Origin of the sequence: Indolivaga alginatilytica (assembly GCF_003201355.1) — a bacterium.
Taxonomy (GTDB): Bacteria; Bacteroidota; Bacteroidia; order Bacteroidales; family Dysgonomonadaceae; genus Dysgonomonas_A; species Dysgonomonas_A alginatilytica.
In genome coordinates this window covers 252,760-266,667 of sequence record NZ_QICL01000002.1, presented here as the reverse complement: position 1 = coordinate 266,667, position 13,908 = coordinate 252,760, and the positions used below count along the sequence as shown (strand labels likewise).

Annotated in this window: 16 protein-coding genes; 6 read left to right on the top strand and 10 right to left on the bottom strand. The window is 36.3% G+C overall.

Annotated elements, in window-relative coordinates; genetic code table 11:
* Positions 1-114 precede the first annotated feature (114 nt).
* Positions 115-1,344, bottom strand: a complete 1,230-nt coding sequence (locus CLV62_RS03860) for a site-specific integrase (protein WP_221409211.1) — start codon at positions 1,342-1,344, stop codon at positions 115-117.
* A gap of 688 nt (positions 1,345-2,032) precedes the next feature.
* On the opposite strand from CLV62_RS03860, the gene eno reads away from it, so the two are divergent.
* Positions 2,033-3,328: a phosphopyruvate hydratase gene (eno, locus tag CLV62_RS03855; protein WP_050710335.1), complete on the top strand. Its 1,296-nt coding sequence runs from the start codon at positions 2,033-2,035 to the stop codon at positions 3,326-3,328.
* A 94-nt stretch (positions 3,329-3,422) separates the two neighbouring features.
* On the opposite strand, the gene CLV62_RS03850 is transcribed toward eno, so the two are convergent.
* The 5 genes from CLV62_RS03850 to xerD all read right to left on the bottom strand — a co-directional run bounded on the left by CLV62_RS03850 (position 3,423) and on the right by xerD (position 8,312).
* The gene (locus CLV62_RS03850) at positions 3,423-4,022 is read right to left on the bottom strand and encodes a hypothetical protein (RefSeq protein WP_110309472.1); all 600 of its coding nucleotides are present in this window, start codon (positions 4,020-4,022) and stop codon (positions 3,423-3,425) included.
* Between the two features lie 6 nt (positions 4,023-4,028).
* The gene (locus CLV62_RS03845) at positions 4,029-5,531 is read right to left on the bottom strand and encodes a hypothetical protein (RefSeq protein WP_146212694.1); all 1,503 of its coding nucleotides are present in this window, start codon (positions 5,529-5,531) and stop codon (positions 4,029-4,031) included.
* 13 nt (positions 5,532-5,544) lie between these two features.
* Positions 5,545-6,126: a hypothetical protein gene (locus CLV62_RS03840; RefSeq protein ID WP_110309470.1), complete on the bottom strand. Its 582-nt coding sequence runs from the start codon at positions 6,124-6,126 to the stop codon at positions 5,545-5,547.
* Positions 6,127-6,622: 496 nt separating this feature from the next.
* On the bottom strand, positions 6,623-7,246 hold the full coding sequence (locus CLV62_RS03835; protein ID WP_110309469.1) for an inorganic pyrophosphatase: 624 nt from the start codon (positions 7,244-7,246) through the stop codon (positions 6,623-6,625).
* A gap of 142 nt (positions 7,247-7,388) precedes the next feature.
* Positions 7,389-8,312 (bottom strand): site-specific tyrosine recombinase XerD, encoded by a 924-nt coding sequence (xerD, locus tag CLV62_RS03830; RefSeq protein WP_110309468.1) that lies wholly within the window; start codon positions 8,310-8,312, stop codon positions 7,389-7,391.
* A 151-nt stretch (positions 8,313-8,463) separates the two neighbouring features.
* On the opposite strand from xerD, the gene CLV62_RS03825 reads away from it, so the two are divergent.
* Together CLV62_RS03825 and CLV62_RS03820 are read left to right on the top strand one after the other, a co-directional pair.
* Entirely contained in the window at positions 8,464-8,766 is a 303-nt protein-coding gene (locus CLV62_RS03825) for an FtsB family cell division protein (protein ID WP_110309467.1), read from the top strand.
* Between the two features lie 18 nt (positions 8,767-8,784).
* The gene (locus tag CLV62_RS03820; protein ID WP_110309466.1) at positions 8,785-9,132 is read left to right on the top strand and encodes a hypothetical protein; all 348 of its coding nucleotides are present in this window, start codon (positions 8,785-8,787) and stop codon (positions 9,130-9,132) included.
* Between the two features lie 3 nt (positions 9,133-9,135).
* Here CLV62_RS03820 and CLV62_RS03815 read toward each other — a convergent pair whose 3' ends face one another.
* Complete coding sequence (locus CLV62_RS03815; protein WP_110309465.1) at positions 9,136-9,573, bottom strand: hypothetical protein; 438 nt, start codon at positions 9,571-9,573, stop codon at positions 9,136-9,138.
* A gap of 272 nt (positions 9,574-9,845) precedes the next feature.
* Between CLV62_RS03815 and CLV62_RS03810 the strand changes: the two genes are divergently transcribed.
* The 3 genes from CLV62_RS03810 (at position 9,846) to CLV62_RS03800 (ending at position 12,062) form a co-directional block, all read left to right on the top strand.
* Complete coding sequence (locus CLV62_RS03810) at positions 9,846-10,688, top strand: RsiV family protein (protein WP_110309464.1); 843 nt, start codon at positions 9,846-9,848, stop codon at positions 10,686-10,688.
* Positions 10,689-10,695: 7 nt separating this feature from the next.
* Positions 10,696-11,316 (top strand): 16S rRNA (guanine(527)-N(7))-methyltransferase RsmG, encoded by a 621-nt coding sequence (rsmG, locus tag CLV62_RS03805; RefSeq protein ID WP_110309463.1) that lies wholly within the window; start codon positions 10,696-10,698, stop codon positions 11,314-11,316.
* 101 nt (positions 11,317-11,417) lie between these two features.
* The gene (locus CLV62_RS03800; protein WP_110309498.1) at positions 11,418-12,062 is read left to right on the top strand and encodes an MBL fold metallo-hydrolase; all 645 of its coding nucleotides are present in this window, start codon (positions 11,418-11,420) and stop codon (positions 12,060-12,062) included.
* A gap of 119 nt (positions 12,063-12,181) precedes the next feature.
* Here CLV62_RS03800 and CLV62_RS03795 read toward each other — a convergent pair whose 3' ends face one another.
* From CLV62_RS03795 to CLV62_RS03785, 3 genes are read right to left on the bottom strand one after another with little or no spacing between them, the layout of a single operon-like run.
* Positions 12,182-12,640 carry a DUF4293 domain-containing protein gene (locus CLV62_RS03795; protein ID WP_110309462.1) on the bottom strand — a complete coding sequence of 153 codons (459 nt, stop codon included), beginning with the start codon at positions 12,638-12,640 and terminating at the stop codon, positions 12,182-12,184.
* On the bottom strand, positions 12,641-12,973 hold the full coding sequence (locus CLV62_RS03790) for a DNA-directed RNA polymerase subunit omega (RefSeq protein WP_050711371.1): 333 nt from the start codon (positions 12,971-12,973) through the stop codon (positions 12,641-12,643).
* Between the two features lie 30 nt (positions 12,974-13,003).
* Complete coding sequence (locus tag CLV62_RS03785) at positions 13,004-13,867, bottom strand: outer membrane protein assembly factor BamD (RefSeq protein WP_110309461.1); 864 nt, start codon at positions 13,865-13,867, stop codon at positions 13,004-13,006.
* Between the last annotated feature and the right edge of the window lie 41 nt (positions 13,868-13,908).

The following is a 13,908-nucleotide window of genomic DNA, read 5'->3' as shown; positions in this document are numbered from 1 at the left end:
CTGTCATGGATACCAAAGCAACGTTTAAAGCAGTGAGAGCAGAGCGAAAGTTTATTTGAACTCTGCCGAATCGTGATAATCGACTAATGCTATTGAATAAATAGGTCTGCAACCTTAAAGTTCCGTTAATGTGAATTTACCTGCTATGCGACCGGACAATATTATCATATCCTCTGCTATCTTATCAAGGGAAAGTTCGGCATAGCGTTGAGTCGTTTTTATGAATTTATGCCCGAGCATACGGCTCACAGTTTCGATAGGCACTCCCTCCGAGAGCGTAATCAGACTGGCGAACGTGTGCCGGGCGATATGGACGCTTATTTTTTTTGTAATGCCGCATCTTTTGGCAATAGCATTCAGCCCCGAATGTACTGTCATCTTATTGGGGATTATAAGCACTTTTCCATCTATCGATTCGCCCCTGTATTTTTCTATGATTGCCAGAGGAATATCCAATAAACGAACCCGATAGTCAACTCCTGTTTTTTGTCGTTTGGAAATGATCCACTGACTGCCGTCTTCCGCTGTTTTGATTTGATCGTATGTCAGATTCTTCATATCAATGTATGAAAGACCGGTGAATACTGCAAAAATGAAAAGGTCTTTCGATAGTTTTTGCTGCGTAACTCTTGGTTCTGACGATATAAACTTATCCAGTTCCTCCCTCGTTAGTGATTTATGAACTATTTCCATTGTTTCAGGCTCAAATCCGCTGAATGGCTCCCGATAGATGATCCCCTGGTTAACTGCATTTCGTACAACTTTGCGGAAGTAAATCAGGTATATACCACTTGTGCCGATCGAAAACTTTTTGTCTACCCGTAGGTATTGATAATAGTCTTCTATATGTGAGCAGGTCAATGCCCTGAATGGAATATCGCTCAGTTTGAGTTTTTTATGTATAAAACTTTCCAACGCATTATAGGCATGGATGTATTGCTCTGATGCTGCCCGGCTGTAATCAATGCCGACCCGTTGGCAAATCGTTTCATTCATTGTTCTGAAATGATCCAGGACGGTGGCTTGTGAGCAAGCAATACCCTGGCTTGCATTTTTCAGGTCTTTTGCTTCAACTGTCAGATGAATTTCTTTCAGCTCTTTATAGCGGGTATGAATGATTAGATTTACTCTGTTAATTTCCCGGTTGATGGCTAATGCCTGCTTACTCTTACCCGTCATTCTGCCTGCTTTGGTATCCCAGAGTTTAGCATCGGCATCTATTTTCAGACTGAATTGTGCCATCGTTCTGTCAACCCCGATACGTCCCATTACAGCGGATAAGCCGCTCTTTTTTGTTTCATTTTTTTTCAGGTAAAACAACACCTTTAATTCGGATTTCATCATGCTCATTTTTTGTGTATTAAAATTACATTCAAATGAGCTATATGAATCTATGAGAAAAAGAGACGATCAGCGTATAAAACTCCCAGCGAAAATTTGATTGCTCATCAAGCTTTTGTTTTGCTCTTTTGGCTGCTTAGACGAGTTGTTTTACTATCTTTGGCGTTGTATTTCATCACAAAAAAAGGGTAACGAATTGGTAACGCAAAGACTGCGTTAAACCGCTTTTTATACCTCTTTTCCCTTTTGTAATGTAATGCAAACAAATGCAGTATTGGCTGATGTACAACTGGTTGTAGTTAAATTTTAATAATCTGCTTTTATGTCGTACTTTTGTAACCTTTTCAATTATTAATCACTAGTAAACAACACATTAACAAATTTCAAAAAGTAACACTCAGTAGTCACCTTTGTCACCTTAATTGTTTACTTTTTGTTGCTAATGACACTTTTTTATAGCACTTTTCAGTTGCTGATTGGCATTAATAGTAAATATATAATACAACCTTATTTAAGTATAACACTTAGTTGCACTTATGCTTACCAGAGTATAACAAAAGGTCTAAAACCTTAAAAAGCATTTTAGACTACAAAAGTATTTCAATAAACGAAAAAAAGAAGTATTTTTGTTACGCAAACGTGAGAATTAAAATTTAGGACATATTATTTATTCAAACTAAAATAAACAAACATGAGAATCGAACGTATTTTCGGACGTGAAATCTTGGACTCAAGAGGAAATCCAACAATCGAAGTTGACGTAACACTAGAGTGTGGTGCATTTGGACGTGCTGCTGTTCCTTCAGGAGCATCTACAGGAGAGCATGAAGCTCTTGAACTTCGTGACGGAGACAAAAAAAGATACTTAGGTAAAGGTGTACAAAAAGCTGTAGAGAACGTAAACAATGTTATCGCTCCTGCACTTATCGGAGACTGTGCTTTGGATCAAAGAGGTGTTGACCTTAAAATGATCGCTCTTGACGGAACTCCTACTAAATCGAAATTGGGTGCTAACGCTATTCTTGGTGTTTCCTTAGCTGTTGCTAAAGCTGCTGCCAATGCTCTAGATATTCCATTGTACCGTTATATTGGTGGTACTAATACTTATACTCTTCCTGTACCTATGATGAACATCATCAATGGTGGATCTCACTCTGATGCTCCTATCGCATTCCAAGAGTTTATGATTCGTCCGGTTGGTGCTGCTTCATTCAAAGAAGGTTTGAGAATGGGTGCTGAAATTTTCCACGCTCTTGCAAAAGAATTCAAAAGCAGAGGTCTTAGTACTGCTGTTGGTGATGAAGGTGGTTTCGCTCCTAAATTAAACGGTACTGAAGATGCTCTTGAATCTATCCTTAAAGCTATCAAAGCTGCAGGATATGAGCCAGCTAAAGACGTAACTATCGCTCTTGACTGTGCTGCTTCTGAGTTCTTCGACAAAACTGCTAAAGTTTACGATTATACTAAATTTGAAGGTCCTAACGCAGCAAAACGTACTTCTGCTGAACAAGCTGCTTTCTTGAAAGAACTTTCTGAGAAATACCCTATCGATTCTATCGAAGATGGTATGGACGAAAACGATTGGGACGGATGGAAAAACCTTACAGATGCAATCGGCGACAAAGTACAACTTGTTGGAGACGATTTATTTGTAACTAACGTTGATTTCTTAAGAAAAGGTATCGAACTAGGTTGTGCTAACTCAATCCTTATCAAAGTTAACCAAATCGGTTCTCTTACTGAAACTTTAGATGCTATTGAAATGGCTCACCGTGCAGGTTACACTTCAGTAACTTCTCACCGTTCGGGTGAAACTGAAGATGCTACTATCGCTGACATCGCAGTTGCAACTAACTCAGGACAAATCAAAACTGGTTCATTGAGCCGTTCTGACCGTATGGCTAAATACAACCAACTACTTCGTATCGAAGAAGAATTGGGTGACAAAGCTGTATATGGTTACAAACGTGTACAACGCAAAAAATAAGAAGTAATTCTTAATTTATTAATATAAAAATCCCCTCTTAGAAAATTCTAAGAGGGGATTTTTTTGTAAACCGTTTTGTCTAAATTTAATTTGATTATTTTACTACGAATACAATATTGATATAATCATCGTAATTAGCTTTTTTAATAGTGGTGTAACTCATTACTCCATTAGCCGTGATTCCACTGATCGTGATTCGTGAGGGATTATGATAGGTTACATAATAATACAGATCGGTAGCATTGGCAAACTGAGGTACCGAAGTCGGTGCCCCCTCACTCGCAAACTCAGGCGTAGCAAACTGACTTTTATAAACAGCGAACAAGTCGATAGTTGAAGAACCCAGCGTTACTGTAGGAATATTTATTGATGGCATATAAAGAAAGCCCCGATTAAACAAAGTCAGACAAGTCCATTGGGGGGCCAACTCACTTCCTAAATTCTGAGATATACAGTTTTTATCAGTATCGTATACCAAAAGACTATGTGCAGGATTAATGATAGATGTCTTCTGCACAGTATTCATCTGAGGAATCAGTAATCCCTTATTATTACTTGAAGAAGGACTGTTTATATCCAATGCGGTACTTATATCGGGTGTATCTGAATAAATCCCGACCTGGCTGTAAGCCGGATACACAAAGAAAATAAGCAAACTTAGAAATACTATTTTTTTATACGTTATACGATCCATTATCAGTTATTTTAGTTGTTGAGCAGTATTAAGTAAATCTACCCGTATCATTGGATTAGTCTGAAATACACAATCTACCACATTGGCAGGCAAAGTCGTCTTGGAAAGAGCTGTTCCATCAGCCTTATAAGGCGCAATAGTAATAATATATTTACCTGTTGAGGCATAATTATGCGTTTGCCTGTATGTGGTAGTACCGGTTACTATATTTTGTGAAACCGTACCTGAGTTATCCCCGAAGTCCCATACGAGCCGGGAAGGCTGGTCGCTTAAAGGACCTGACATACTTATCTCAACCGTGAATTTAAAATCGTTGCCTGTACACAGGAATGATTTTTCCTTAATGTCCGCAGCAAACCACGATGCAGCAAAAGAAGGAAGACCTATCTGCACAGTTCCTGAGACAAAACCATTTGGAGTTTGGTATATTCTCAGGTTGTCGAAATCATCCGGATTATCTATTATACGCATGTTTGTCGTATTATGATGAGGCCAATATATACGTTTATCCGGACCCAGCTGTAAAGCACTGGTATAGGGAGTTGTAATCGCATAATACTTCTGAGTTACCTTAGATATATCGGATGTTGCAAAAAGCTCGTCGGCTTTATATACATAAAATCCGGATCCAGTAGCTAAATAAACCAACTTTTGGTTCGGAGAAAATTCAACTCCATATGGGCTATTGAAACCGATCTGTAGCTTGATATTGCTGAATTTTCCTGTGGAATTGTCAAAATCTCCCCAGACGAAGGGGCGATTCGCACTGTTGAAAGTGGACCACACGAAGTGTTTTCCGTCCGCTGTGATTTTTAGATAGCCGCATGCTATACCACCCGCAACAGACACCGGTGATGTTGTTACTACAGGCGACGTTGAAACTCCGCTACTGGTCAATAACCATGCATTAAAATAAGTAGGGTTGCCTCTTCCCGAAGCGAGTATCCAATAATCGGTTCCATTGGCATGCCGTACAGACGTTACGCTCTCTCCGGTATTACCCATTGCACCTTGAAACCGGATGTTTTTTTGGCTTGCCACAACATCGCCTAATCCTCCGCCCAGAGTCATATTAACTATCGAATACGACACATTATTCGCATCATTCATCCCCAATGTCACGGCCATATATTTATCAGGATCGCCCGGATACGGAACTATTATACCTGATTGTGCAGAAGAGTTGTTTCCGGTCATTCCACTTCCGTTAACCATTGCCTGATTATTCTTATTCCAGATTGTCATTCCGTCTGAGTAGAAAAGTAAGTTTCCATTAGCATCGGATAAACTGAAACAACCTTCCATTGTACTTATAGAGGAAGAAAAGCTGTTAGGCAAACCGGTTAAGGTTGCATCCGGAGTACCTGCCAACCCTGTTACGGCAACATCCCGTGTCGTATTCCATGTTAAACCACACCTAAGTCCAAAAGCCCAGTTGTAGGTCTGCTTCTGGGCATGACCTGATAAGTACATCACTACTATTAGAAGTAGTATCAGTATTTGTCTCATCGTTTTTAATCTTTTATTTAATCACAAATACTACATTCATAAACGAAGCGTAATCGGCTTCCTTTATAATATCGTAATTCATAACCCCACTTGCATTCAAGCTATTTATTTTTAAGACAGCGCTATCATAATACGTTATATAGTAATATAATTCGTTAGCAATAGGAAAATAAGGTATGGAGACAGGAGCATTTTCGCTCCTTACAGTAGGTGTTGCAAATTGCTTTTTATATTCGGCATATAAATCAAGAGTTTTGTTTTGCAGCAATGTCGAAGCATCTACGACTATAGAAGGCATATAAAAAAAGCCTGACTGATTATCTTTTTGAGATAAACAGACCCATTGAGGTACAGTGGCAGTACCCACATTTTGAGAAATACATTTGAGGGTTGTATCATAAACCAATAGTCCCGAAGCAGGACTTACAATTGCTCTTTTCTGACTGGTAGCCATACGGGGAAGCAATACCCCTTGATTAGTACTTTCTACATCCAAAGCTGCGCTCGAGTGTGGAGTAGTCGTATTTACCCCTATCTGAGCGTTAATTCCTAGAGATAGTAATATCCCGAGAATTAGTAAAAAATTCTTTTTCATTGTCGTTTTTATATGTATATGATAGTATATTAGTGGAGTCCTTTTGATAAATAGCAGAATAATATGTTAATTCATAGTTTAATAATCAAGTGAAATAATATTAAGGAATATATTAATAAGAAATAATACACCAATAAGAAAGAACAGTTATTCCAGTTCTAAATATTATCATATTATTTATAACAATATATATAGACAACAGCTTTCTTTATTGAATTACCACGCAGTAATCCCATCGATGATTGTTAATTCATCAGACACCTCGTAAATTAATATATGTGAAAATAGTGTCGTTTTTATCTTATAATATATCACAACAAATGTAATCGTTTTTTTTGAAAAAAAAATAATTAAATGCAATAATAATAGGTACAAGCCATATGAGAGGCTAAAATAAGGAAACTACTATTTAACAAAGAAGCCGGTATTAATTTTTAATACCGGCTTCTTTGTTAATAAAAGATTAACATTAGCTATAGTCTCTTTTTACTTGAAGTCAGATTCCACACACACTAAAGTAATCGTTATAATCATCTATCGAACGCCTGATAACTTCGTAGGCTACTTCAACGCCATATACGTGAGTAAGAATACATTTTCGTTCGCTATCACCCGGAATATCCTTATAAGTTGTAAAGTAGTGTTTCAAACGATCCAGTACTGCAAAAGGTATGTCTGTAATATCCCTGTAAGAGCTATAGATAGCGTCATTATCAAGAACGGCAATCAGTTTATCGTCGGCCTGCCCATGATCTATTAAACGGAAACCACCTATCGGACGTGCATTTACAATAATATCACCATGTGTAATATCTTTCTCCGTCAACACACAAATATCTACAGGGTCGTTATCCCCCACTATATCCGTCCTGTTGAGCCCCTGATTACTCAATTCTGCCACTCTGGATCCACTTATAGTCTGTGGTAGAAATCCATACAAAGCCGGTATGACATTCGAATATTTCTGAGGACGGTCTATACATAAATATCCGGTCTCCTTATCGACCTCATACTTGACAGTATCGGTAGACACAATCTCAATAAATGTTTTTACCACTTCAGGAGCACGGTTTCCTAAAGAAATACCATGCCAAGGATGCGACTTATATTTTCTTATCATCTTTTATATGAGTTTACAGGGTTCTTCTTAGGCGTTTTGTATTCAAATGTGAAAAATATACAAACATATCTCAAATATAGAAACTAAATTTTCTTCTTTTTATTATATTGCTACGTTTTTTGTTTCACAAAACAAAAAAAGACTACCTTTTATCTATATTTCGAGGATGATGTTCAATTATTTCTTGACGAAGATACTCCCTATCCATATGTGTATAGATTTCCGTAGTGGTTATTTTTTCGTGCCCCAGCATTTGTTGTATTGCTCTAATGTTTGCCCCTCCCTCTAATAAATGAGTTGCAAATGAATGCCTGAATGTATGCGGACTGATATTCTTTTTTATTCCTGCCAGTTCGGCATACTGTTTTATAAAGTGAAATACCATTATACGGGATATAGGCGTACCTCTCTTACTGAGAAAGACCATATCCTCTGATCCTTTCTTCACATCCAAATGTTTACGATCGAGCAAATAATTTCCGATCTCTTTAATCGCTATAGGTGATATAGGTACTAAGCGCTGCTTGCTGCCTTTACCTTCAACCCGAACAAATCCATCATCCAAGAATAGGTCTGAGAATTTGAGATTAGTCAGTTCCGAAATACGCAACCCACAGCTATATAGTACCTCAATAATTGCCCGATTACGTTGTCCTTCTTTTGTTGACAAGTCTATTACGGATATTATATTTTCTATTTCTTGAAGGCTCAACACAACAGGAAGTTTAAGTCCTATTTTAGGAGTCTCCAATAATTCAGTCGGATCATTCTGAATATAACCATCTAAGATTAAAAAGTTAAAAAAAGACCTCACTCCTGATAAAACGCGAGCCACGGAACGGGCATTAATTCCCAGATCATACAATTGTGTTACAAACTGTTGCAGATTCTCTAAACTTATATCTTGTATTTTAAGATTTTCTGCTTCAAAATACTGCAACAGTTTGGATAAATCATCCAGATATGCTTCGATTGAATTTGGCGATAAAGCCTTCTCTAACAATAAATAGGACTTATATTTTGAGATTAAACCCGCAGACTTATTTACTTCTTCTATAGATGCCATACATATTATTCATTATAACCAGCTTATTTGTCACATTACATCCAATGCAAATGTATACTTTTCTATCACGGTTACACAAAAATATTTCTATTTAGATATCATCTGATTAAATATCTTTATATTTGTATCATATTAATTTTTCAGATTCAATATGGAACAGTTAAAGAGAATAGGAAGATACATCCTCCAAAAATTCAGCAAAATACAGCTGGCAATTATAGTTGTCCTTATTATTTGTTGTTTTGTTATTGGAGATAGTAACATCTTCTCTCGTTTCGGCTATGATCTGGAGATTCATAATTTGAAAACTCAAATCGAATATTATCAGGAGAAAACAGAAACTGATAAGCGAAAATTAAACGAACTTCGCTCTGATAAAGACAATATTGAGAAATTTGCACGCGAAAATTATTTGATGAAAAGAGAAGACGAAGAAGTATTTATCATCGAATAAACTACAGACCTACAACTTATGACCAAACCCAAAGATTTTATATTTAAGCTTTCGGCTCTACTTATATTAGCAGCTGCAATATCTTACATCTTCAACCCTGCCGTAGCAGCATATATTATGGCTATAGGTGTACTCGGTTTCGCAGGTGTAACTTTTACGACTCCATATCCGGGGAAAAGCTTAAGAGGAAAACGTTTATTCAGTATTCAGATATTCGGAATTGCTTTTATGGCAATCAGTACATACTTAATGTTCGTACAAAAAAATGAATGGGTAATTTCGATGCTTGTAGCAGCTTTCTTACTTCTCTATACCACACTTATGCTTTCGAAGGAATACAAAAAGGAGAAAGACGAAAACAAATAAGCCTCAATCTATTGAATAAACATAAGTTGTTATCTGTTCCATTTTTCGTTTTCGCTTCTTTAATTTAGCAGCAGTAAACCACGCTTTAGGATTACTTAAGTTTAAACCTCCAATTATTACCCCAAATCCATTATCTGAAAGTCCGGGAGGATTAATCACCATATTTTCCAATCCTATTTTTATCGAATTATTTAAATAATCAACCGTGTATTTTTCTTTTTTCTCATTATCAACGAGTTTATAAGTAGAGAAGATATCTTCTCTCGATATTATCGTTTTATTTTCGGAAGCCGACAGTATCGATGATTTTAACTGGTCTTTTCGCTCCTGCTTTAACCCGATTTTCGAGGTCTCCAGATTCTGACTTCTTGCACATAAAACCAGAGAGAATAATATTCCCAATGATAAAAAAAACTTAGTGGAGCAGGTATTTTGTGGCATCAGATTCGTTATTATATAAGTCGGACAACTTCAATTACCTTCCCAAGATAGACATTAATCATTTAAAGCCCAATAGCGTTAACACTATATAAGACTACGATCAGATGCCCAAGGATTCGTGTATAAACATTCGAAATTCAGAAACCAATTAAATACAATAAGCTTCCTTATTGATAGAGAAACATCTTTAATTATGATCTCTAAAATCCTTCTTTTTAACTAAATTACTCTAATATTATTGGTACATTTGTAACTCGATTTATGAAAGTCTTATGAAACATTTCAGTATATACTTAGGGACATTGTGCATTATTGCAATGTCTTTGTTTTCTTGTAACACAAAGAAAACCCCAACGCATGATAACAGTATGGAGCTTGATACAATCCATTCCGTACAAAACTATCATTGGGATAACGATTCTACACAGCCATCATGCAATTTAAAGTTGACTTTTATCTACCCAGTATCTTTTGATGATAAGGCAATATTAGATTCTCTTCAACGCATTTTCATCTCTTCTTTCTTTGATGAAACCTATGCCCTTTTTACTCCTCAGGAAGCAGTAGACAATTACGCCAAAGCCTATATAGAAAACTACAAAGAAGATATAAAGATATTCGCAGAAAATAACGATGCTCATGATGATAGTGAAGAGTATTTCTCATATTATGAGACAACTTCAAATCAAATAACCTTCAACAAAGGGGATATTCTTGTGTTTCAAATTACTCAGTCTAATTATAAAGGAGGAACAAGTTCTTATGAATTTCTTAAGAACCATGCAATTAATTTGAAAACGGGAAAACTTATAACCGAAGATGATATCTTCAAACCCGGATATGAGAAGCTCTTAACTACTATCTTTAGAGATTATTTGATAAAATCAAACAAAGTACAGTCACTTAATGAACTTGAAGACTTGGGGTATTTTGGTATTGAAGAAATGGTTCCTAACGATAATTTCCTATTGGATGACAAAGGAATAACATATATTTTCAACAAAGGTGAATATTCTGCTTATAAACTTGATGCAATTAAAATATTTATTCCCTATAACGAGATAGAGCTGGTCTTAAAAGACGATTCTCCAATCTCTCATTTTTTTTCAAAATAAAATATCAATGGATATACTATTAAAATATTTCCCAAATCTCACAGATAAGCAGAAAAGTCAATTTGCAGCATTATACGATTTATATCTCGATTGGAACTCTAAGATAAATGTTATCTCAAGAAAGGATATCGAGAATCTGTATATACATCACGTTCTTCATTCTTTGGCTATTGCCAAAGTAATCAAATTTAAAGAAGGGAGTAAAATTCTAGACGTAGGAACAGGTGGGGGCTTTCCGGGAGTGCCATTAGCTATACTTTTCCCCGAATCAACATTCTTATTGGTTGACAGTATCGGAAAGAAAATAAAGGTAGCTACAGAAGTCTCAAACGCGATTGGCTTAACCAATATCAGTTTCAGACATTGCAGAGCCGAAGAAGAAAAAGGAAAATTCGATTTTGTGGTGAGCCGAGCTGTAATGCCTTTAGGAGATTTAATTAAGATTATCCGTAAGAATGTATCACAGGAACAAAAAAACCCTCTTCCCAATGGTCTTATCTGCTTAAAGGGAGGTGAGCTGGAGGGAGAGATATCTCCATTCCGAAAATATGCAGAAGTGGACGAACTTAAGAATTTTTTTGATGAAGAATTTTTCGACACAAAAAAAGCTGTATACGTTCCCATATAAGTTCGCCGACCTTTCTTTTACTTTGGTAAAAAGAATACCCGGAGCCCGTTAAAAGTATAGATACAACACTAAATAGGTATTACAACCTAATTGCATTTATGATGAATATCAAAATTTTCGAATTTAACCCTATAGCAGAAAATACATACGTATTGTATGATGAAACAAACGAGTGTGTTATTATTGACGCCGGCTGTTTTTATCCTGATGAGAAACAGGAGCTTCTCGATTTTATTCTGGACAATAATCTGGTTGTAAAACACCTATTAAATACACATTTACATTTTGATCATGTATTCGGCAATAAATTTATTCTGGATCAATTTCATCTAAAAACAAAAGCCCATCAGGCTGATCAGTTTTTACTTGAAGGCATGCCTGCACAGATGAGGATGTTCGGATTTAAAGATGGTGAAGACGCTCCGGAAATAGGTACGTATATAAAGGAAAATGACACAATTGAATTCGGCAATCAAAAGCTATTGGTTTTGGAAGTTCCGGGGCATTCACCCGGTAGTGTTGCGTTTTACAGCGCCGAAGGTAATTGTGCAATTGTAGGAGATGCCTTATTTAGAGGCAGTATCGGTCGTACCGACTTAGCTCAAGGAAATCAAGACCAACTTCTGCAGGCAATACGTCAAAAGCTATTCACCCTACCTGCCGAAACAGTTGTTTATCCCGGTCATGGACCTAAAACAACTATTGCTCAGGAAATGAGAAGCAATCCGTTTTTTGGAGGCAGATAATTCCGACTCTATTAAAGAAACGATATACATACAAGTATAACTATAATAAAGAAAGAGATTACCTTAGGTAATCTCTTTCTTTATTATGTATAACCTCTTAATGAGGCTAGATATAGTACTTATCTGATTCTATTCAATGACTGAATCAATTTTTCATCAGCCTTGATCTTCGATAATGCCAGCACTGTCAATATCAATGATATTGCAGGAAATGCCAGCCCATACTCTACTTTCGAGAATTCGGCACTCAATGCTGTTTGCCCAGCATACAAGTAAAACACAAACGCTGCATAAAAAAGAATGATACATACTATCGATGTATAACACATCTTTATTTGTACTTTCCGTTTCTTAAACAAGAATATAACCACGAAGCTCAACAAAGCACTCACAACCGAAAGAGCAGCTACAACCCATGTCGGATAAGAAAGAGTTATTGCATCTTCGAAAATCCCTATACTCTTAAAAAGATAGAAACTATCGGGCGTACCTAGTAATACAGCCAGAGGACTACATACAGTTACAGCCATAAGAATGGCTGCAATTAGTAAATATACGGATTGTATACGTTGTATCATTTAAAAATTATCTTTGTCCTTATTTGGATTTCTATAATATACTTTACCTTCAGTATATTCCTGAGCAGCAATTAAAGCAGCTTTAGGTAATTTTTCGTAATATCTGGAAATTTCGATTTGCTCACGGTTTTCGAAAACCTCTTCCAAATTATCACTATAAGAAGCAAACTCCTGAAGTTTTCTATCCAGATCCTGTTTCATTTCTACAGCTATCTGATTTGCTCTCTTACCGATAATACGTACTGTTTCGTAAACGTTTCCTGTATCTGCAGACAAGGTCATCATATCTCTGGTGATTGTATTGCTTGGTGCATTTGTCTTCTTGTAATCCATAACTTTAATTCGCTATAATGAATGTGATGTTTATTTACTTTCTAATTTCTTTTCGTTTTCTATTTCTTCATCTGTCATACCTTCGATCTTTAGATCAAGCGCTCTGACAGCCCGACGATAATATCTGTCTGCCTCTCTTTTATATTTCCCTTCAGGAAACATATTCAAATAATTATAATGTTCGTCAATAACATCCCTATAACGTTCGGCTGTACGCTCTACAATACTCTGCGATGCTACTTCATGACGAGACCTTAAAATCAGAATCTGAAATTCTTCTCTATATTGTGAGTATGGATAAGTTTTTAGAGCTTCCCGTGCAGTAATTACACATGACTCGTAATTATTACCCATGTAATTACCTAAATTGAAATACAAACGGCATGCCATAAGTTCTTTAAGAGCTAATTTTTCCTGCATTTCGAATAAATAATCCTGTACTAACTGTACTTTATCACTTTGCGGATATATTTCTAAGAAAGTCTGGAATTCCTGCATCGATTTATATGTATTAGTCTGATCCAATCTAACATCTGGAATATCTAAGTACAAACCATAAGCGGCATTAAACCTAGCCAATTCGGTAAACTCTCCTTTAGGATAAGTTGTATAATAAGCCTTGAAATACTGTGTTGCTGTTGTATAATCTTTATCGTAGAAAAAACTCTGAGCTAACAGAAATAATGACTCTTCGGCATGAGATGTCCCCTTAAATATAGGAACCAACTCTTCCAATAATGTGGATGCTCTACCATACTTCTTCTCATCAAAATACTTCTTTGCATAAGTGTACTTCAATTCATAATCGGTGCTTTTAAGTATTTTGTTGTATTCGCCACACGAAGTAGCCACCAACAGAGTAAGTACAAATACTAAGAGAATTCTTATTTTCATTATTTCAGAATGAGATTTTGAGTCACAAATTTAAGTAAAGC